Source organism: Kocuria tytonicola (genome assembly GCF_003687175.1).
GTDB classification, from domain to species: domain Bacteria; phylum Actinomycetota; class Actinomycetes; order Actinomycetales; family Micrococcaceae; genus Kocuria; species Kocuria tytonicola.
On record NZ_RDEX01000001.1, the window covers coordinates 1,726,746 to 1,747,615 of the forward strand.

Sequence of the window (20,870 nt, forward strand, 5' to 3'; positions counted from 1 at the left end):
CCCCGTCAGCGGGCGAGCCGCGTGGCCTGCGCCTCGCGCACCCGCGCCGGGACCGCCCGTTCGGGGCGGCCCACCGCACGGCACATGGCCGCGGTGACGGCGTCCTCGTGGTCCAGGGGTCTCCCTGCGCCACCGAGCGCGAACCAGCGCACCTGGTCCACGGCCTGGAAGATCAGCATATCCAGCCCGGGCGCCGTGGCACCGCCCGCGTGGCGCCACGCGGCGGCCAGCTCGGAGGGCCACGGGTCGTAGGCGACGTCCAGCAGCACGCCGGTCACCGCGGGCCCGCGGGCCCGCCACCGGGCCGCGAGCTCGTCGGCACCCCGCGGCGGCAGCGTGGAGACCACCACGTCCGCGCCGTCCAGCGCCTCGGGTGCCTCGTCCCAGGAGCGCACGCGCACCTCCGTTCCCACCGCGCGTGCGACGTCCCGCAGCGCTGCCACCCGGTGGCCGGAGCGCACCACGGCGTCCACCCGGGGGGCACCCAGGCCGTGCAGAGCGGCGAGGGCCGCACTCGCGGTGGCGCCACCTCCCAGCACGACGGCGCGCGGGTCCGCCGGGATCTCGCCCGCGGCGGTGAGCGCGGCCATGATGCCCATGACGTCGGTGTTGTCCGCCGTCACGGAGCCGCCGGGGTGGAGCACGAGGGTGTTGGCCACGCCGAGAGCCGCCACGAGCGGGGTGCGCTCGTCCGCGTCGCGAGCCGCGAGCGGCTTGAGGGGCATGGTCACGGAGAACCCCGACCAGTCCCCCGCACCCCGGGCGGCCGTCCAGAACGCCTTCCAGTCCTGCTCGGGCACGTCGTGGCGGCCGTACTCGGCGGACAGGCCCAGGGTCTCGTACGCGGCGGAGTGGAGCACCGGGGACAGGGAGTGCCCCACGGGGTGTCCCAGCACCGCCGCGCGCAGCACCTGGTGGTTCAGCGGTGCCACGTCAGGAGCACTTGCCCTCGTTGTCTGCGCACCACTGCTGGTACTGCTCCACGTACTTCTGGTGCTCCTCGTACGTCTTGGCGAACTTGGTCTCACCCGTGTCCAGGTTGACCGTGACCCAGTAGTAGTAGTCGTTCTTCTCGGGTTTGGCGGCCGCGGCGATCGCGTCGTCGCTGGGCGAGCCGATGGGACCCACGGGCAATCCGGGGTTCGCGTACGTGTTGTACGGGTTGGACTTGTCCTTCTTCTCCTCGTCCGTGAGGTGCACCGTCTTCTTGCCCAGGCCGTACGTCACGGACGCGTCGGACTGGATGAAGCCGCTGGTCTCGCCGTCGGGGTTGTTCATGCGGTTCTCGATCGCGCCGGCCACGGACGGGTAGTTCGCGGGCGTGCCCTCGAACTCCACGATGGAGCCCACGGTGAGCACCTCGAACCACTTGTCCTCGGGGACGTCGTTCTTCTTCAGCGTGTCCTTGGTGCGGTCCACCATCTCCTGGAGCACCTGCTCGGCGGTCGCGTCCAGCGGGAAACGGTACTCCCCCGGGTGCAGCCAGCCCTCGAGGTCCGGGAACTTCTCGGGCACGCCGAACTTCGTCTTGTCGGAGGCCAGGGTCTCGAACTCGTTCTTCTTGAGGCCCGTGGCCTGACTGAGCGTGGTGAAGGTGTCGTCCAGGCGCTGGGTCTTGGCGATGGCCGCGTAGTGCGTGGCCTCGCCCTTGTCCATGAAGGTGCTGATGACGTCCTCGGAGCTCATCTTCGTCTTCAGCTGGTAGTCGCCGGGCTGGATGAAGTCCTCGGGGTAGCGCTTCTGGAACTGGCTCACGAAGTAGGAGGCGTTGGCCACGATGTCCTGCGACTGCAGCTCCTGGGCGATCTGCCCCGTGGTGCTGCCGTCCGCCACGGAGAAGTTGACGGGCTGGTCCCCGGAGCCGTGGTAGTCCTTGCGTTCGAACAGCCCGAACGTGGAGCCGAGCACCGCCACGACGACCACCAGGGCGGCCACGAACAGGGCGATGGCGGTGGTCATCGAGGCCCGGGAGCGGGCCTTTCGGCGCTTGCGCTGCTCCGGGGTGACGTCGTGGTGCTCGAACGATCCCGCCAGGGCGGAGTGTGCTCCCGCGTCCGAGTCCTTCGGAGAGGTCGGCCCATCACCGTGGGCCCGGTACTCGGGTGTCCCGTCACCGGTGCCGTTGCGCCGCGGCTCATCGCTCACGAGTTCTCTCCGTCCGCCGTTCTGGTGGTCTTTCGGGTGGCACGCCGGTCTGGTTCGCGGCTCCGGCATGCCGCGGAAGTGCGCTCAGCCGTGGACCTGTTCACCCGGCTCCGTGCCGGATCGCACACCGTGGTCCACTGCGGTCTGCAGGAACGTCACGGCGGCGGCCTGGTCCACACGGTCCATGTGGTGGCGCCGGGAGACCCCGGAGTCCAGCAGCGACTGGTGGGCAGTCACCGTGGACAGCCGCTCGTCCACCAGGCGCACCGACGTGGTGCACCCCCGTGAGCCTAGCCGACGAAGCAGTGATGCGGCGTAATCGCGGGCCATCTCGGTGGAACGGTTCTCACCGCCGTCCAGGCTGCGCGGCAGGCCCACGTAGACGGTGCGCACGTCCCTCTCCTCGCACAGCCTCGTGATGATCTTCACGTCGAAGGCCTTGCGGGGGTTGGGGTCCCGCGTGAGCGTCTGGTGCGGCGTGGCCAGGACGCAGTCGGGGTCGGTCAGGGCGATGCCCACCCTGACCTGCCCGACGTCCACGCCCATGCGCACGCCGCGCTCGAACGCCTCCGGCATCAGGCCACCGAGGCGATCTGGCGGCGGAGGGCCTCCAGCGCGTCCGGAATCCTCGCGGGGTCGGAACCGCCGCCCTGCGCCACGTCCGGCTTGCCGCCGCCCCCGCCGCCGAGCGTGGTGGCCGCGGTGCGCACGAGCTGGCCCGCGGCAAGGCCGGCCTGCCGTGCGGCGTCGTTGACGGCCACGACGACGAGCGGACGGCCGTTGGCCACGCCCGTCACCGCCGCGACCGCGGCCTCGGAGCCCAGCCGGGATCGCAGGTCCAGGGCGAGCGTGCGCAGGGCGTCGGCGGAGTCGATCTCCCCGGCGTCGTGCAGCACGGCGGTGACGGCGCCCACCCGCTCGGCGTCCCGCGCGAGCTGTCCGGCCTGGGCCTGCAGCTGCTGCTGCCGCAGTCCGGCGAGCTGCCGCTCGGTCTCCTTGAGCTTTTCGAGGGTGGCCGCCAGGCGTTCGGGGAGCTCGGCGCTGGACTGCACCTTGAGCATTCCGGTGAGCTGGTTCACCAGGGTGCGCTCGGCTGCGAGGTGGTTGAACGAGTTCAGGCCCACGAGGGCTTCCACGCGGCGGTTGCCGGAACCCACGGACTGCTCGGAGACCAGGGACAGCGAACCCAGCTGGGCGGTGGAGCCCACGTGGGTGCCGCCGCACAGCTCACGGGACCACGGGCCGTTCATCTCGACCACGCGGACCTCGTCCCCGTACTTCTCGCCGAACAGGGACATGGCCCCGAGCTTCTTGGCCTCGGCGAGCGGCATCTCACGGGTGACCACCTCGAAGTCGTCGCGGATCGCCGTGTTGGCGATCTGCTCGATCTCCTGGATCTGGGCGGCGTTCAGCGCCTCCCCGTGGGAGAAGTCGAAGCGCAGGTAGCCCTCCTTGTTGAAGGAGCCGCGCTGCACCGCATCGGGGCCCAGGACGTCGTGCAGGGCCGCGTGGATCACGTGCGTGCCGGAGTGGGCGGCCTCACCGTCGTGACGGCGGCGGGAGTCCACGCGGGCCGTGACCTCGTCCCCCACGACCACCTGGCCGGTGGCCACCGTGACCTTGTGCACGGACAGGCCCCTGACGGGCTGCTGGACGTCCTCGACCGTGAGGCGCAGCCCGGCGTCGGAGTCGATGACCCCCACGTCCGCGGCCTGGCCGCCGGCCTCGGCGTAGAACGGGGTGCGCTCCAGCACGACCTCCACGTGCTCGCCCTCGCTCGCGGCGGGCACCGAAGCACCGCCCGAGAGGATCGCGCGGACCGTGGTGGGCGTGACGAGCTCGGTGTAGCCGGTGAACTCGCTGCCGTGGTCGTCCAGCATGCGGCGCAGCTCGGAGAGGTCCGCCATGGCGCCCTTCTTGGACCGGGCGTCCTCCTGGGCGCGCTGACGCTGCTCCGCCATGAGCTCGCGGAACGCCTTCTCGTCCACCGTCACCCCGGCCTCGCCGGCCATCTCGAGGGTGAGGTCGATGGGGAAGCCGAAGGTGTCGTGCAGGGCGAACGCGTCCGCGCCGCTCAGCGCGCGCTTCTCGCCCTTGGCCACGTCCACCGCGTGCTCGAGGCGCGTGGTGCCGGACTCGATGGTCTTGAGGAACGCGCGCTCCTCGGCGTAGGCGATGCGGGAGATGCGCTCGAAGTCCTTCTCCACCACGGGGTAGACGCCCTTCATGGCGTCGCGGGACTCGGGCAGCAGCACGGGCAGGCACGGCTCGGTCACGCCCAGCAGACGCATCGCGCGCACCGCGCGGCGCAGCAGGCGGCGCAGGATGTAGCCGCGGCCCTCGTTGCCGGGGGTCACGCCGTCCGCGATCAGCATCAGCGACGAGCGGACGTGGTCGGCCACCACGCGCATCCGGACGTCGTCCTCGTAGCCCTCCTCGCCGGCCTTCTCGGCGCCGTGGTAGCTGCGCCCCGAGAGCTTCGCCGCGGCGTCCAGCACGGGACGGACCTGGTCCGTCTCGTAGAAGTTCTCCACGCCCTGCAGCAGCATGGCCAGGCGCTCCACGCCCAGACCGGTGTCGATGTTCTGCTGGGGCAGGTCCCCGAGGATCTCGTAGTCCTTGCCGTTGCCCTCGCCGCGCTGGTACTGCATGAACACGAGGTTCCAGATCTCGATGTAGCGGTCGTCGTCCACCGCGGGGCCGCCGTCACGGCCGTAGCGCGGACCGCGGTCGTAGAAGATCTCCGAGTCCGGCCCGGCGGGGCCCGGCTGACCGGTGTCCCAGTAGTTCTCGTCCCGGCCCATGCGCTGGATGCGCTCCGCGGGCAGACCCACGGTGTCGTGCCACAGGTCGTAGGACTCCTGGTCCCCCTCGTAGACGGTGACCCACAGCCGCTGCGGGTCCAGCCCGAAGCCGCCCTGCTCGGCGGAGCTCGTGAGCAGCTCCCACGCCATGGGAATGGCCTGGGACTTGAAGTAGTCGCCGAAGGAGAAGTTGCCTGCCATCTGGAAGAACGTGCCGTGGCGTGCGGTCTTGCCCACCTCGTCGATGTCCAGGGTGCGGATGCACTTCTGGACGGACGTGGCGCGGCGGTACGGCGGGGTCTCCTGGCCCAGGAAGTAGGGGATGAACGGCACCATGCCCGCAATGGTGAACATGGCCCCGGGCTGCTGGGACACCAGCGACGCCGAGGGCACCACGTGGTGGCCCTTGCTTTCGAAGTAGCTCAGCCAGCGCTGGGTGATCTCATGAGAGAGCATTACCGCTCGTTTCCTTCCGAAGGGACGTTGTCGACGATCCTGCCCCGGGGTTCCTCCGGGGCGGATGCACAGTGGTGGGCCGTGACGGCGTGCCACGGGGCACCCGCGGCGGGCACGGCATCGTCGTGCGCGGCGGGGCCTGCGGCGGCGCGATGGGGGTCGGCCGGGTGGTTGGCGGTGTGGTCCACGGGCGAGCGGACCCCGAACTGCTCACGCAGCTGCGCCTCGCGCTCGTCCATGCCGGCCCGCACGCGCGCCGCGAACGCACCCAGACGCCGGGCGGTCCCGTGCAGCAGCTCGACGGCACGCGAGGCGGGGCGGCGTGCGACGTCACCGCCGGACGTGGTGGCCACGGTGGTGCCGGGCTGCAGGTGGCGCCCGATGGCGTCGCGGGCGGCCGGGTCCGAGGCCACCCGCGTGGCCGCGCCCCCGACGAGCGCGCCCGCTGCCAGCAGTGCCAGCTTCGACCAGACTCCCATGCTCAGCTCCTCGGGTCCGTGGTGGTGCCTGCGGCGCCGGTGTGCGCGTGTCCGGTGCTCGCGGCCCCGGGGGCGCCCGCGTCCGCGGCAGCCGCCCGGTTGCCGGGAGCGGCTCCCGGCTGGGGGGAGAAGGCCCGGCGCAGACCGTGGGAGAAGGACGCCACCTTGATCAGCGGCTGGCCCACCGTGGAGGCCACGAGCGAGGACAGCGCGGAGACGTTGGCGGAGGCGTCCGAGACGTTGGACGTGATGCCGTCCACCTTCTCCAGCTGCGTGTTGGTGGTGCTCACCGTGCGGGTGACCTCGTCGATCAGGGGCGTGGTGCCGTCGTTGATGGAACGGATGGTCAGTCGCAGCTCGTCGAACACGCGCCCGAGCTTCACGATCGGCAGCGCGAGCAGGCCCACCAGGACCGCGAACACGAACACCGCGAGCAGCCCCGCGATCTCTCCACCGTCCATGGGTGACCACTTCTCCGTCCATGCAGTGCCATTGACATCGGTGCGGCAACACCGACCGATCCGCAACTCTACCCAACAACCCGGACCCACCGGCACTCCGGCCCGGTCCGGGAACGCGGACAGCCCGCGGTGTGCACCGCGGGCTGTCCGGTTGCCGCCCCGTCGGGGGCGGCACGCAACACGAATGGTCAGGCCATGCGTGCGTAGTACTCCACCACGAGCTGCTCCTCGCAGGTCACGGGGACCTCGGAGCGCTCCGGCTTGCGCGTGAGCGTGGCCTGCAGGCGGTCGATCGTCACGTCGAGGTACGGCGGGGTGTCCGGCAGGACATCCTGGTGCGCACCGGTCGCGGCGACCTGGAACGGGACCATCTTCTCGGAACGCGGGTGCACGTGGATCATCTGACCCGGGCGCACGCGGAACGAGGGGCGGTCCACGCGCTGGCCGTCCACCATGATGTGGCGGTGCACCACGGCCTGGCGGGCAGCGGCCATCGTGCGGACGAAGCCCGCGCGCAGCACGAGGGCGTCCAGGCGGGTCTCGAGCAGGGCGATGAGGTTCTCACCGGTCTGGCCCTCCACGCGCTTGGCCTCGACGTAGGCGCGGTGCATCTGCTTCTCGCGGATGTTGTACTGAGCGCGGAGCCGCTGCTTCTCGGTCAGACGCACCTTGTAGTCGGAGTCCTGCTTCCGGCGGGCACGGCCGTGCTCACCGGGAGCGTACGGACGACGCTCGAAGTACTTCTCGGCCTTCGGCGTCAGCGCGATGCCGAGGGCACGGGACTTGCGCACCTGACGGCGCGCACGGGAGCTGTTGTTCTGGGACAAAGCTTGCCTTTCCTGCGGTTCGACGGCGTACGGGCAGGGCCCGCGTTCCGTTCTGGGTGGTACTGGCCTCCTGCGTGGCGAAATCTGTTCCCACGGGAGAGGTGCGGATCAGCCGCAATCCGACATGCCTAGCGTCGTGCTCCCGGTCCCGGTCCGTGAGGGTGCCACGGACACGGCACATGAGGGGGCACGACGTGCCAGCCAACCGTCCACTATAGCCGATTCAGTCGACGTCCTCGTTTACCCAGTCCAGGGACTTGGTCACGGCCTTGCCCCAGTTGCGGAACAGCTTGTCCTGCTGCTCGCGCTCACCCTGCGGGTGCCAGCGCTTGTCCTCGGCCCAGTTGCTCGTGATCTCGTCCAGGTCCGCCCAGAACCCCACGGCGAGTCCCGCGGCGTACGCGGCGCCCAGGGCAGTGGTCTCGGTGATCTTCGGCCGGATCACGGGCACGTCCAGCTGGTCCGCCTGGAACTGCATGAGCAGCTCGTTGGCGGTCATCCCGCCGTCCACGCGCAGCTCCACCAGGTCCTGCTGGGAGTCCCTGTTCATGGCCTCCACGACCTCGCGGGACTGGTAGGCGGTGGCCTCCAGAACCGCACGGGCAATGTGCTCCTTGCGCACGTAGCGCGTGAGACCCACCAGGGCGCCACGGGCGTCGGGACGCCAGTGCGGGGCGAACAGGCCGGAGAAGGCGGGCACGAAGTACGCCCCGCCGTTGTCCTCCACTGCGCGGGCAAGGGGCTCGATCTCCCTGGCGTCCTGGATCAGTCCCAGGTTGTCCCGTATCCACTGCACGAGCGAGCCCGTGACGGCAATGGAGCCCTCCAGCGCGTAGACCGGCTTCTCGCCCTCGATCTGGTAGCAGACCGTGGTGATCAGCCCGTGGTCCGAGCGCACCGGGGTCTCCCCCACGTTCATGAGCAGGAAGCTGCCCGTGCCGTAGGTGTTCTTGCCCATGCCGGGCTCGAAGCACGTCTGGCCGAACATCGCGGCCTGCTGGTCGCCCAGGATGCCCGCGATCGGGACCTGCTTGAGGAACCCGCGCGCACGGCCCTTGCCGTACACCTCGGAGCTGCAGCGGATCTCGGGGAGCATGGACATGGGGATGCCCATGGTCCGGCAGAGGTCCTCGTTCCAGTCCAGGGTGTCGATGTTCATGAGCAACGTGCGGGACGCGTTGGTCACGTCCGTGACGTGCACACCCTCGTTCGCTCCACCCGTGAGGTTCCACACGAGCCAGCTGTCGGTGGTGCCGAACAGCAGGTCCCCGGCCTCGGCGCGCTCACGCGCGCCCTCCACGTTGTCCAGGATCCACTTCACCTTGGGGCCGGCGAAGTAGCTGGCCAGGGGCAGTCCGGTGAGCTCGCGGAAGCGCTCCTCGCCGCCGTCCTTCGCGAACTCGTCCACGATGTCCTGGGTGCGGGTGTCCTGCCACACGATGGCGTTGTAGACCGGCTCGCCCGTGTTCTTGTCCCACACCACGGTGGTCTCGCGCTGGTTGGTGATGCCCACCGCCGCGAGGTCCTCGCGGGTGAGCTCGCGCTCGGCGAGCGCATCCGCCACGCAGCGGCGGGTGTTGCGCCAGATCTCCTGGGCGTCGTGCTCGACCCATCCCGCGCGCGGGAAGATCTGCTCGTGCTCGTACTGGCCCACGCTCACGATGGTGCCGGCGTGGTCGAAGACGATGGCGCGCGTGCTCGTGGTGCCCTGGTCGATGGCCATCACGTACTGGGGTTCGGACATGGGTGACTCCTTCGTCGAGAGTGCTGTTGAGGTGGCGAGGCCCGGGTCAGCCGATCACGGCGGCGGCCACACCGGCCAGCGCGCCGCCCACGAGGGGGCCGAGGACCGGGACCCAGGCGTAGGACCAGTTGCTGGTGAGCTTGCCGCGGATGGGCAGCAGCGCGTGGACGATGCGGGGGCTGAGGTCACGAGCGGGGTTGATGGCGTAGCCCGTGGGCCCGCCCAGGCTCATGCCGATGGCCACCACGAGCACGGCCACGGCCAGGGGCCCCAGCTCGCTCGGGGTCTGGCCGAACACCAGGATGACGTAGACGAGCACGAAGGTGGCGATCACCTCGGTGACGAAGTTCCAGCCGTAGCTGCGGATCTCGGGTCCGGTGGAGAACACGTCGATGGTGGGCACGCCCTCGCGGCCGGCCTCGTCGAAGTGCTTCTTGTAGGCCAGCCAGCACACGAGCGCACCCACCATGCCGCCCACGAACTGTGCCACGAGGTAGACCACGGTGCTCGCCGCGGTGATGGCCACGCCAGGTGCGTACTCGCCCTTGTCCGCGGCGAGCATGCCCACCGTCACGGCCGGGTTCAGGTGCGCGCCCGAGGCGTGCGCCACGTACACGCCGGCGAAGACGGCGAAGCCCCAGCCGAAGCTGATGAGCACCCAGTCCGCGCCGTTGCCCTTGGTGCGCGGGAGCACCACGTTGGCCACCACGCCGCAGCCCAGCAGCACCAGCACCGCCGTGCCGAACGCCTCGGACATGAACACGGTGGACAGGGCCACCTCGGTCACTTCATTCACTGCACCCTCCATTGGGTGTCGGGGGTCCGGAGGGGTTCCGGACCCGGGATCTCGTGCGTCAGCCCTGCCTCGGGTACGGGTTGCCCGCGCCCTCACGCAGCTTCTGGGCGGTGTCCTCGTCGTTCTCCGCCAGGGCCGCCTGCTCGGCGCGGCGCATGGTCTCGTACAGCTCCACCTGGCGGGCGCGCTCGACCTCGTCCCAGCCGAGGACGTCACCCATGATGCGGGCGATCTCCGGGGCCGCGGCGGTCCCGCCGTCACGCTGCTCGTAGTTCAGGTGGGTGCGTCGGCACATCACGTCCTCGAGGTCCAGGGCGCCCTCGTGGGTGGCTGCGCGCTGGATCTCGATCTTCAGGTACTGCTCGGCACCCGGCACGGGCTCTCCCAGCTCGGGCTGGTCGGCCACGGTGTCGAGCATCTCGAGGGTTTCGTCCCCGTAGCGGTTGAGCAGGCGCTCGACGACCACACGCTCCAGACCCGTGCGCGCGGCCAGGTGCTCGGACTGGTTCATCAGACCGGACCAGCCCTGGGCGCCCAGCAGGGCCACGTGCTCGGTGATCGAGGGGTTCTGCTTCGCGGCCTTCTTGCCCAGGGCGGCGTCCACGGCGTCCTTGCCCATCACGCGGTAGGTGGTGAGCTTGCCGCCTGCGATCGTGAACAGTCCGGGTGCTGCCTCCACCACGGAGTGCTCGCGGGAGATCTTGGTGGACGGGGTGGTCTCGCCCTTGGTGCCCGGCTGCACGAGCGGGCGCAGACCGGCCCACGTCCCGATGACGTCGTCCATGGTCAGCGGGTCGCGCAGGATCTTGTTCGCGTGGTCCAGCACGTACTGGGCGTCCTCGCGCGTGGCCGTGGGGGTGGCGAGGTCCCGCTCGTACGGGGTGTCGGTGGTGCCGATGACCCAGTAGTTGTCCCAGGGGATGATGAACAGCACGGACTTCTCGGTCTGCAGGATGATGCCGGTGGAGCCGTCCAGACGCTCCTTGGGGACCACCACGTGGATGCCCTTGGAGGCGAGCACCTTCAGGCCGGTCTCGGACTCCGCGAGGTCCTGGACGGGCTCGGTCCACACGCCTGCGGCGGCGATCACCATCTTGGCGCGCACCTCCCGGGTCTGCCCCGTGGTGAGGTCCTCCACGTGCGCGCCGACCACGCGGCCGGTCTCGTCGCGGATCAGGTTGCGCGCCGCGGCCCGGTTGGCGGCGAGCGCGCCGTAGCGCTGCGCGGTGCGCACGAGGACCAGGGTGAGCCGGGCGTCGTCCACGCGCCCGTCCCAGTAGGCGATGGCGCCCACGGCGGCGTCGTCGCGCATGGCGGGGAAGGTCTTGCGGACGCCCTCCGCGCTGAGGTGGCGCTGGATGGGCAGGGTCTCCGCCTTGGCACCCACGTGCGCCAGGGCGTCGTACATGCCGATGCCGGTGGCCACGAAGGGACGCTCCCAGCCCTTGTGGGTCAGGGGGTACATGAACTGGATGGGCTTCACCAGGTGCGGGGCCAGCCGGTGCATGAGGAGGTCGCGCTCCTTGAGCGCCTCGGCGACGAGCGCGAAGTTCAGCTGCATGAGGTAGCGCAGACCGCCGTGGACCAGCTTGGACGAGCGCGAGGAGGTGCCCTGGGCCCAGTCCTGGGCGTCGATGATGGCGGTCGAGAGACCGCGGGTGGCGGCATCCAGCGCGATCCCGGCGCCCGTGATGCCACCTCCGATCACCAGGACGTCCACGGGGTGGTCCGCCATGGCCTGGAGGTCGTTGCTGCGCTGCTGGGCGTTCAGAGAAGTCAGAGGCACGGTTGCCGCTCCTGTCTACCGATGGGTAGCCGATGATTTTTTCGGGTGGATCACACGATAGTCCTCGGGCGGGAACGGGAGAACCAACCTGGGGGTGGGCCATGACGTGCTCCCGGACACCCTACCGGGTGGCGCACCTCACTCGCAGCGGGCGCTCCCCCGGCCCGGGCCCCGGACCATGTCCCGCAGGATCTCCAGCCTGCGGGAGACCTGCTTCTCGTGCCCGTACGGCGTGGGGGTGTAGTAGTCGCGGCCCACGAGCTCGTCCGGCGGGTACTGCTGGGCGGCCACGGCGTTCGGGGCGTCGTGGGCGTAGACGTAGCCCCTGCCGTGGCCCAGCTGTCCCGCACCGGGGTAGTGGGCGTCCCGCAGGTGCGGGGGCACGGCACCGGCACGGCCGGCGCGGACGTCCGTGATCGCGGCATCGACGGCCAGGTAGGACGCGTTGGACTTGGGCGCGGTGGCCAGGTGGGCCACAGCCTGCGCGAGCGGGATGCGCCCCTCGGGCATCCCGATCAGCTGCACGGCCTGGGCCGCAGCGACCGCGGTCTGCAGCGCCGTGGGATCCGCCATGCCGATGTCCTCGGACGCGGAGATGACGAGCCTGCGGGCGATGAACCGCGGGTCCTCCCCCGCCTCGATCATGCGGGCGAGGTAGTGCATCGCGGCGTCCACGTCCGAGCCGCGGATGGACTTGATGAAGGCGCTCACCACGTCGTAGTGCTGGTCCCCCTGCTTGTCGTAGCGCACCGCGGCCCGGTTCACGGCCTCCTCGGCGTGCTCCAGGGTCACGGTGGCGGGATCCGCGGTCCGTGCCTCCCCGTCGGCCCCGTCCTCGTGGTCGCGCGCGACACCGGAGGCAGAGGAGTGGTCCCCGTGGGAGAGCGTGACGCCCGCCGCCGCCTCCAGGGAGGTGAGGGCCTTGCGGGCGTCCCCGGCGGCGACGTCCAGCAGGTGGTCCCTCGCCTCCGGGCTCAGGGCCACGGCGCCGTCCAGGCCGCGGGGATCGACGACGGCGCGGTCCAACAGCCCGCCGATGTCCTCGCGCGTGAGCGGCTGCAGCGTGAGCATGAGCGAGCGGGACAGCAGCGGGGAGACCACGGAGAACGAGGGGTTCTCGGTGGTGGCCGCCACGAGGGTCACCCAGCCGTTCTCCACGCCCGGCAGCAGGGCGTCCTGCTGCGCCTTGGTGAAGCGGTGGATCTCGTCCAGGAACAGCACGGTGGTGCGCCCGTGCAGGTCGCGGGCGGTCAGTGCCTCGTCCATGACGCGCCGCACGTCCTTCACGCCGGCGGTCACCGCGGAGAGCTCCACGAAGGAGGTGTCCTGCCCGCGCGCAATCACCTGCGCAATGGTCGTCTTCCCCGTGCCCGGCGGTCCCCACAGGATGACCGACGACGGTGCCGCCGGCCCCGTGCGCCCGCCCACCAGCGCGCGCAACGGGGACCCGGTGCGCAGCAGGTGCTTCTGGCCCACCACCTCGTCCAGGGAACGGGGACGCATGCGCACCGCGAGCGGAGCCCGGGAGCGCGCCCGGTGGGACGAGCCCGCCGCGGTCTCGGGGCGGGCGCCGTCCTCGCCGTGCAGCGGGTCGGGGAGGTCGAACAGGGAGTTGCTCACGCCCCGAGGGTAGCGCCCGCCCCGGACAGGCAGAACCGGCCGCGACGCGCCCTGACCCGCCGGCTCAACCGCGCCGTGGCCGCTCCAGCTCGTCGCTGTCCACGACCAGGGTGACCGGGCCGTCGTTGACCAGGGAGACCTCCATGTGCGCACCGAACCGTCCGGTCTCCACGGCCAGGCCATGTTCCCGCAGGGCGGCCACGAACGCCTCGACGACCGGTTCGCTCGTCTCCCCCGGTGCCGCGCGGGACCACGAGGGCCGGCGCCCCTTGCGCACGTCCCCGTACAGCGTGAACTGGCTGACCACGAGCACGGGAGCAGGTGCGTCCGCGCACGAGGTCTCACCGGGGAGGATGCGCAGGCCCGCGACCTTGCCCGCGAGCTTCACGGCCGTCTCCGCGGTGTCACCGTGGGTGACTCCCACGAGGGCGAGCAGGCCCGGCCCGGCAATCTCACCGACGGTTTCTCCCTCCACCGACACGGACGCCCGGGACACGACTTGCAGCACGATTCTCATGCCTCCCAGTCCACCACACCGTGCGTCGCGGGCGGGCCCTGTCCGACGACGCCGCACGGGCCGTTCCCGGACCGCGGCGGGTCAGCGGGCGGCGTCGTCCTCCATGAAACGGTGCCTGCCGGTCAGCACGATGCCCGCGCTCAGGACCGCGAGCATGGCCCACAGGTAGCCGAAGGAGGGCCACCACGAGCCGGTGGCGCCGAACAGCAGGCCGAACGCGAGCGGCCCCAGCGACCCCGCGAGGTAGCCGAGACCCTGGCCGAAGCCGGAGAGCGACCCCGCGCCCGCCGTGGTGCGGGTGCGGGCGTTGATCAGCGTGATCGACAGCGGGAACGAGGCCTGGGCGAGCGCGAACACCGTGATCCACGCCCACACCAGGGGGAAGTCCCCCAGCTGCGCGTGGGGCCACAGCAGGATCGCCAGGTAGCCCAGGGCGTAGAGCACCACGGTGCTCAGTCCCAGCACCACGGTGCTGCCGAAGCGCCGGACCAGGAACGGGACCGCGAAGCTCACGGGCACCGCCATGATGGCGTAGTAGGACAGCATCAGCCCGGCGGTGTGCTCCGAGAAGCCGGTGTCCTGCAGGAAGCGCGGCAGCCACAGGAACATGGAGAACGTGTTGGCGGACGTTCCGGTGAACATCAGCACCACGCCCCAGCCGATCTTCGAGTGCCACGGCTTGACCCGTGCGGTGGCGGCGGGGGCCACCACGGCGTCCGGGAGCACCGTGAGGTCCGGGGTCTGCTCCGCCGGGGACCGTGTTCCCCTCCGCGCGGCGATCCACAGCACGAGCCACGGCAGCAGCGCCACCACGGAGAACACGCCCCACGACCCCACGGACACGCGCCAGCCCGCGGCGTCCGCGAGCGGGATCGCGAACAGCGGGGCGGTGGCCGTGGAGAAGCCCAGCAGCATGGAGTACACCGCGGAGAGCGCGGCGATCCGGTGCGGGAAGTACTTCTTGATCACGGGCGGCAGCACCACGTTGCCCATGCCCAGTCCGCACATCGTCACGAACGTGAGCACCACGAACGTGAGGTCGTCCGGGCTCAGTGCCCGCGCAAGGGTGCCCACGGCCGCCAGGGCGCACGAGACGATCAGCAGGGCCTCCAGTCCCACCCGGCGCATCGCCAGCGTGGTGAGGATGCCCGTGAGGGCGAAGCCCAGGGAGGGCATCATCGCGAGGACACCGGCCTCCCCGGGGGTGAGGTGGAGCTCGTCGGTGATGCGCCCCAGAACGGGTGAGACACCCGAGACGGCCAGCCGCAGTGTGAATGCGGTGACAACGACACCGGCCAGGGCCACGAGGCCCTGGCCGGTGCGACCACGCTGCTGAGCGGGGGTCAGCGTGACGTCCCGTCCTCGCCCGTGGCTGCGGCCTTGTCCCCGGTCTTCTTCTCGGGCCTGGCGTCCACGCCCGCCTCCTTGCGCTGCTGCGCCGTGATGGGCGCGGGAGCCGCGGTCAGGGGGTCGTAGCCGTTTCCGGTCTTGGGGAACGCGATGACGTCGCGGATGGACTCGGTGCCCGCGAGCAGCGCGACCACGCGGTCCCAGCCGAACGCGATGCCGCCGTGCGGGGGCGCGCCGAACTGGAAGGCGTCCAGCAGGAAGCCGAACTTCTCGCGGGCGTCCTCCTCGCTCAGTCCCATCACGCGGAACACGCGGTCCTGCACGTCCCGGCGGTGGATGCGGATGGACCCGCCGCCGATCTCGTTGCCGTTGCACACGATGTCGTAGGCGTACGCGAGCGCCGAGCCGGGGTCCGTGTCGAACGTGTCCATGAACTCGGGCTTGGGCGAGGTGAACGCGTGGTGCACCGCGGTCCAGGCGCCGGAGCCCACGGCCACGTCACCGGACTCCACGGCGTCCGCGGCGGGCTCGAAGAGGGGCGCGTCCACGACCCACACGAACGCCCAGTCGTTCTCGTCGATCAGCCCCACGCGGTGGCCGATCTCCACACGGGCCGCGCCGAGCAGCGCGCGGGAGGTCTTCACGCCACCGGCGGCGAAGAACACGCAGTCCCCGGGCTGGGCGCCCACGGCCTCGGCCAGGCCGGCCTTCTCCTGCTCGGAGATGTTCTTGGCCACGGGCCCGGCGATCTCCCCGTCCTCCTTGAACAGGACGTAGGCGAGACCCTTGGCACCGCGCTGCTTGGCCCACTCCTGCCACGCGTCCAGCTGGCGGCGGGGCTGCGAGGCACCGCCGGGCATGACCACGGCACCCACGTACGGGGCCTGGAACACGCGGAACGGGGTGTCCTTGAAGTACTCGGTCAGCTCGGTGAGCTTGAGGTCGAAGCGCAGGTCCGGCTTGTCGGAGCCGTAGTCCGCCATGGCCTGCGCGTAGGTCATGCGCGGGATGGGGGTGGTGATGTCCACGCCGATCAGCGCCCACAGCGCCTTCACGATCTGCTCGCCCAGGGCGATGACGTCGTCCTCCTCCACGAAGGAGGCCTCGACGTCCAGCTGGGTGAACTCGGGCTGGCGGTCGGCGCGGAAGTCCTCGTCCCGGTAGCAGCGGGCGATCTGGAAGTACTTCTCGATCCCGCCCACCTGCAGCAGCTGCTTGAACAGCTGCGGGGACTGCGGCAGCGCGTACCAGGACCCGGGGGCCAGGCGCGCGGGCACCAGGAAGTCGCGGGCACCCTCGGGCGTGGAACGGGTGAGGGTGGGGGTCTCCACCTCGGTGAAGCCCTGCTCGTGCAGCAGGGTGCGGGCCACACGGTTGACCTCCGAGCGCAGCCGCATGATGCGGGCGGGTTCGGGGCGGCGCAGGTCCAGGTAGCGGTACTTCAGGCGGGCTTCCTCACCCACCTCCACGTGCTCGTCGATCTGGAACGGAAGGGGGGCCGCGGTGTTGAGCACGGTGAGCTCGTCCACCATGACCTCGACCTCGCCCGAGGGCAGGTTCGGGTTCTCGTTGCCCTCCGGGCGCCGCTCCACGGTGCCGGTGACCTGCAGGACGTACTCGTTGCGCAGCTGGTGGAACTGCTCCTCGTCCCGCACCACGATCTGCGCCACCCCGGACGCGTCCCGCAGGTCCACGAACGCCACACCGCCGTGGTCGCGGCGGCGTCCCACCCAGCCCGCCAGCGTGACGGTCTGTCCAATGTTCTCGGCGCTCAGCGCGCCGAGGTCATGCGTTCGCAACAAGTGCACTCACCTTTTCGTTCGTCTGCTTCCCGGGGCGCAGCACCCCGGTCGTGTCTGTCGGCACCGGGCTCGCGCAGGGTGCCACGCGCGGGCGCGCCCTGCCCCCGGCCCGCCGCTCGCGACGGTGCCGCTCGGACGACGTCGCTCACCCGGCGCCACGTCTCCCGCGAGTCTACAAGCGCACCCGTGGCCCGCAGGCCACGGGGATCAGTCCCCGAGCCCCTCGGAACGGACCACCGTGGGGTGCAGGTCCTCGGCGGGCGGCTGCCACGAGGCGGGATCCGCGGGAACCTGCTCGCCCGAGCGGATGTCCTTGACCTCGTGGCCCACGGTGCCGTCCTCGCCCACGGTGGAGAACCACACGAAGGGGATGCCGCGGCGCTCGGCGTAGCGGATCTGCTTGCCGAACTTCTGGGCGCTCGCGGCCACCTCGGTGGCAATGCCCCGGGCACGCAGCGCGGTGGCGACGTCCTGCGCGGCGGGCCACGAGGCGTCGTCGTTCAGGGCCACGAGCACCGCGGAGGGCACGGCACGGGAGGCGGTGGCCATGGACTGGGACAGGATGCGGGTGACCAGCCGGGTGACGCCGATGGAGAGCCCCACGCCCGGGTAGGTCTTCTTCCCGTTGCTCGCCAGGGACTCGTAGCGCCCGCCGGAGCACACCGAGCCGAGCTGCTCGTGGCCCACCAGCACCGTCTCGTAGACCGTGCCCGTGTAGTAGTCCAGGCCGCGGGCGATGGAGAGGTCCGCCACGACCTTTCCGGGGGCCCGGCGAGCGGCCTCTCCCACGACCTCCGCGAGCTCCGCGAGGCCCTCCTCCAGCAGCTCGTTGCTGTGGCCGAGCTCGCGCACCCGCTCCACGAAGGACGTGTCCTCGGCGCGGATGGCGGCCAGCGTCAGGGCCGCCCGCGCCTGCTCGGGGGTGGCACCCACGTGTTCCTGCAGGTTGCGGGACACCGCGTCCGCGCCGATCTTCTCCAGCTTGTCGATCTCGCGCAGCACCGCCGGGGCGTCCTCGAGGCCCACGGCGCGGTAGAAGCCCTCCGCGAGCTTGCGGTTGTTGACGCGCAGCACGAACGGCGGGATGGGCAGCTGGGACAGCGCGTCCACGGTGACGAGCGCGAGCTCCACGTCGTAGCGGAAGGGCAGCGTGCCGTCCCCCACCACGTCGATGTCCGCCTGGGTGAACTCGCGCGCGCGACCCTCCTGGGGACGCTCGCCGCGCCACACCTTCTGGATCTGATAGCGGCGGAACGGGAACGTGAGGTGCCCGCCGTTCTCCACCACGTAGCGGGCGAAGGGCACGGTGAGGTCGAAGTGCAGCGCGAGCGCACCCTCGGGGCTCGTCTCGTTCTCGTCCTGCTGCAGGCGTGAGACGCCGTAGACCTCCTTGTCGATCTCCCCCTTGCGCAACAGTTGCTCCACGGTCTCCACGGCGCGCGTCTCGATGGAGGAGAAGCCGTGCAGCTCGAACGTGCGGCGCAGGCAGTCCATGACGTGCTGCTCCACGATCCGTTCCTCCGGGAGCCATTCGGGGAAACCGGACAGTGACGTGGTGCGGGCCATGGGGGCAACTCCTCGATCGCGGGCGCGGTGCCGGGGCGGGAGGGCGCGCCCGGCGGGGCGGGCGCGACCACCGCGGCGGTGTCTGCTGCCATTCTAGGGCGCACGGCTGACTAGGATGGCCGTGTCCGCCATTCGAACCCCCGCCCGGTGAGGTGCACCACACTGACCCCCGGGAGAGGCCGTGCAGAAAGAGTTGCAGCGGTGACAGAACGTCCTGAATCCGACGACCGCCGTCCCGTCCCGGGACCGTCCGTGCCCCCCGCGTCCGAGGAGCGCACCCCCGCCGCACCCGCGGACCCGCAGCCCCACGAGGGCGGCTCCCCCGTGCCCGCACCGCAGGGCGATGCCGCCCCGCGCCCCACGGCCACGACCGCACCCAGGCCCGGTGCGGCGTCGTCGGCCCCGAGGCCCGCGGTCCCCGGTGCCGGGGCGCCGGGCGCCCCGGTGCGCGCACCCCAGCCCCCCGCCGCCGATGCCGCGCACGCGGCTCTCGCACCCGCCGAGTCCGTGGCGCGCGCCAGGCGGTTCGGTCGCGCGGACGAGAACGGGACCGTGTACGTGAGCGTGCGGGGCACCGAGCACGAGTGCGGCCAGTTCCCGGACGCCACCCAGGACGAGGCGCTCGCGTACTTCGCACGCAAGTTCGACGACGCCGAGGCGCAGGTGGCGCTGCTCGAGCAGCGGATCGCGGCGAAGGCGCCGGCCGGGGAGATGCGCAAGACCGTGCACCACGTGCGCGAGCAGGTGGCGGCCCACACCATGGTGGGTGACCTCGTGGACCTCTCCACGCGCCTGGACACCCTGGAGGACGCCATCCGCGTGGCCCAGGAGCGCGAGCGCGAGGACGCGAAGAAGCACCGGGCCGAGCAGCTGGCGCACCGCACGGCCATCGTGGAGGCCGCCGAGGAGGTCGCGGGCCAGGACCCGGAGAAGACGCAGTGGAAGCACTCGTCCGCGCGGATGGCCGAGCTGTTCTCGCAGTGGCAGGAGCACCAGAAGTCCGGCGGTCGGCTGTCCAAGACGGACGAGGACGCCCTGTGGAAGCGCTTCCGCAAGGCCCGCACCACGTTCGACCGGCACCGCAAGGCGTTCTTCTCGTCCCTGGACGAGACGAACGCCAAGGCCAAGCGCGTCAAGGAGGCCCTGATCGCGGAGGCCGAGGCACTGTCCTCCTCCACCGACTGGGGTGAGACCGCCGGAAAGTACCGCGAGCTCATGGACCGCTGGAAGGCGGCACCGCGGGCGTCCCGCAAGGAGGACGACGCCCTGTGGGCCCGGTTCCGCGCGGCGCAGGACGTCTTCTTCGACGCCCGCAAGACCACCAACGAGCAGATCGACAAGGAGTTCGAGGGCAACCTCGAGGTCAAGGAGCAGCTGCTCGCGGAGGCCAGGACGATCCTCCCGGTCAAGGACCTGGAGACCGCGAAGAAGCGGCTCGCCTCGATCCAGCAGCGCTGGGAGGATGCGGGCAAGGTCCCGCGCGCCCACATGCGCCGCGTGGAGAACGAGCTGCGCTCCGTGGAGGACGCCGTGAAGAAGGCCGAGGACGACACGTGGCGCCGCACGGACCCCGAGACGAAGGCGCGGTCCAACTCGATGCTCTCGCAGCTGGAGAGCAAGATCGCCGACCAGCGCGCGGCGGTCGAGGCCGCCCGCGCGTCCGGCAACGAGAAGAAGGCCGTGTCCCTGGAGAAGGACCTCGCCACGAGTGAGCAGTGGCTGGCCACCCTGCAGGCCTCCGCCTCAGAGCTGGGCTGATCCGCTCCACCTCCGCAGCGCCCCCGAGCCGGCACCCCCGGCACGGGGGCGTTCGCCGTCCCACCCGTTCTCCACAGCCGCGGTCCTCACCTGTGCTGCGGGGGCGGACTGGGGTGGGATGGGTCCATGACCTCACTCGCGCCCGTGCAGCGCCCCGCGCCCGTCGTCACCCGGGAGGCCACCGTGGCGGTGTTCGTGCCCGGCCACCCGTTCAGCCACACGGAGCTGCATGCCCTCGCGGCGGACGGCGTACTGCGCCGTGAGCTGCCGGACGCCTACGTGCACGCCTGGCAGCCCGCCTCCGAGCAGGTCCGCGCCGCCGTGCTGAGCCGGGCGCTCCCGGGGCACCTGCAGCTGCGGGGTGTGCTGGGGAGGCTCGGCGCCGCGTGGTTCTACCGCTGCGCGTCCGTGCCGTCACCGCTGCCCGTGCTCGTGGACAAGGCCGCGCGCACCACCACCTCCGTGCCGCTGGGCATCGTGCTGCACCAGACGAGTTTCGCACCGGGGGACCTCGTGACGCGCCACGGGATCACTCTCACGTCGCCGCGGCGCACCGCCCTGGACCTCGCCCTTCACGTCCAGGGCCCCGCCGGCGACGCCGCCCTGCTGGCCCTGCTGGGCGGGGCGGGGCTCGCGTGCACCGCCGAGCAGCTCGTGGCGGACCTCACGGCGCTCGGCAAGGCCCCCGGGCGCCGTGCCGCGCTGGGCCGGGCGCGCAAGCTGGCCCGCGCCCTGGCGGGGTGAGCCCCGGCGCCGCGC

General features: G+C 71.3%; 17 protein-coding genes. 2 read left to right on the forward strand and 15 right to left on the reverse strand.

Annotated elements, in window-relative coordinates:
* Nucleotides 1-5: 5 nt before the first annotated feature.
* The 15 genes from EAE32_RS07795 to hisS all read right to left on the reverse strand — a co-directional run bounded on the left by EAE32_RS07795 (nt 6) and on the right by hisS (nt 18,353).
* Nucleotides 6-932, reverse strand: coding sequence for a shikimate dehydrogenase (locus tag EAE32_RS07795; protein WP_243635624.1), 927 nt, complete (start codon nt 930-932; stop codon nt 6-8).
* A gap of 1 nt (nt 933) precedes the next feature.
* The gene (gene mltG, locus EAE32_RS07800; RefSeq protein WP_121864673.1) at nt 934-2,145 is read right to left on the reverse strand and encodes an endolytic transglycosylase MltG; all 1,212 of its coding nucleotides are present in this window, start codon (nt 2,143-2,145) and stop codon (nt 934-936) included.
* Nucleotides 2,146-2,229: 84 nt separating this feature from the next.
* A complete protein-coding gene (gene ruvX / locus EAE32_RS07805; protein WP_121864674.1) occupies nt 2,230-2,721 on the reverse strand; it encodes a Holliday junction resolvase RuvX in 492 nt (163 codons plus the stop codon).
* Nucleotides 2,721-5,405: an alanine--tRNA ligase gene (gene alaS, locus EAE32_RS07810; protein ID WP_121864675.1), complete on the reverse strand. Its 2,685-nt coding sequence runs from the start codon at nt 5,403-5,405 to the stop codon at nt 2,721-2,723. Before alaS ends, ruvX begins: the two co-directional genes overlap by 1 nt.
* The gene (locus EAE32_RS07815; RefSeq protein ID WP_121864676.1) at nt 5,405-5,884 is read right to left on the reverse strand and encodes a hypothetical protein; all 480 of its coding nucleotides are present in this window, start codon (nt 5,882-5,884) and stop codon (nt 5,405-5,407) included. Before EAE32_RS07815 ends, alaS begins: the two co-directional genes overlap by 1 nt.
* A gap of 2 nt (nt 5,885-5,886) precedes the next feature.
* Nucleotides 5,887-6,345, reverse strand: a complete 459-nt coding sequence (locus EAE32_RS07820) for a DUF948 domain-containing protein (protein ID WP_240625175.1) — start codon at nt 6,343-6,345, stop codon at nt 5,887-5,889.
* 188 nt (nt 6,346-6,533) lie between these two features.
* Nucleotides 6,534-7,172 (reverse strand): 30S ribosomal protein S4, encoded by a 639-nt coding sequence (gene rpsD, locus EAE32_RS07825; RefSeq protein WP_121846334.1) that lies wholly within the window; start codon nt 7,170-7,172, stop codon nt 6,534-6,536.
* Between the two features lie 223 nt (nt 7,173-7,395).
* Nucleotides 7,396-8,916: a glycerol kinase GlpK gene (gene glpK, locus EAE32_RS07830; protein WP_121864677.1), complete on the reverse strand. Its 1,521-nt coding sequence runs from the start codon at nt 8,914-8,916 to the stop codon at nt 7,396-7,398.
* A gap of 46 nt (nt 8,917-8,962) precedes the next feature.
* The gene (locus tag EAE32_RS07835) at nt 8,963-9,712 is read right to left on the reverse strand and encodes an MIP/aquaporin family protein (RefSeq protein ID WP_121864678.1); all 750 of its coding nucleotides are present in this window, start codon (nt 9,710-9,712) and stop codon (nt 8,963-8,965) included.
* A gap of 58 nt (nt 9,713-9,770) precedes the next feature.
* Nucleotides 9,771-11,498 carry a glycerol-3-phosphate dehydrogenase/oxidase gene (locus tag EAE32_RS07840; protein WP_121864679.1) on the reverse strand — a complete coding sequence of 576 codons (1,728 nt, stop codon included), beginning with the start codon at nt 11,496-11,498 and terminating at the stop codon, nt 9,771-9,773.
* A gap of 138 nt (nt 11,499-11,636) precedes the next feature.
* On the reverse strand, nt 11,637-13,118 hold the full coding sequence (locus EAE32_RS07845; protein ID WP_424321733.1) for a replication-associated recombination protein A: 1,482 nt from the start codon (nt 13,116-13,118) through the stop codon (nt 11,637-11,639).
* A 64-nt stretch (nt 13,119-13,182) separates the two neighbouring features.
* Complete coding sequence (dtd, locus tag EAE32_RS07850) at nt 13,183-13,635, reverse strand: D-aminoacyl-tRNA deacylase (protein ID WP_121846338.1); 453 nt, start codon at nt 13,633-13,635, stop codon at nt 13,183-13,185.
* Nucleotides 13,636-13,716: 81 nt separating this feature from the next.
* On the reverse strand, nt 13,717-14,940 hold the full coding sequence (locus EAE32_RS07855) for an MFS transporter (protein ID WP_121864680.1): 1,224 nt from the start codon (nt 14,938-14,940) through the stop codon (nt 13,717-13,719).
* A gap of 38 nt (nt 14,941-14,978) precedes the next feature.
* Nucleotides 14,979-16,787: an aspartate--tRNA ligase gene (aspS, locus tag EAE32_RS07860; protein ID WP_121846343.1), complete on the reverse strand. Its 1,809-nt coding sequence runs from the start codon at nt 16,785-16,787 to the stop codon at nt 14,979-14,981.
* A gap of 207 nt (nt 16,788-16,994) precedes the next feature.
* On the reverse strand, nt 16,995-18,353 hold the full coding sequence (hisS, locus tag EAE32_RS07865; RefSeq protein WP_121864681.1) for a histidine--tRNA ligase: 1,359 nt from the start codon (nt 18,351-18,353) through the stop codon (nt 16,995-16,997).
* Nucleotides 18,354-18,605: 252 nt separating this feature from the next.
* Here hisS and EAE32_RS07870 point away from each other — a divergent pair, with 252 nt between their 5' ends.
* Complete coding sequence (locus tag EAE32_RS07870; protein ID WP_243635625.1) at nt 18,606-20,111, forward strand: DUF349 domain-containing protein; 1,506 nt, start codon at nt 18,606-18,608, stop codon at nt 20,109-20,111.
* 126 nt (nt 20,112-20,237) lie between these two features.
* Complete coding sequence (locus tag EAE32_RS07875; RefSeq protein ID WP_121846614.1) at nt 20,238-20,855, forward strand: type IV toxin-antitoxin system AbiEi family antitoxin; 618 nt, start codon at nt 20,238-20,240, stop codon at nt 20,853-20,855.
* Nucleotides 20,856-20,870: the final 15 nt, after the last annotated feature.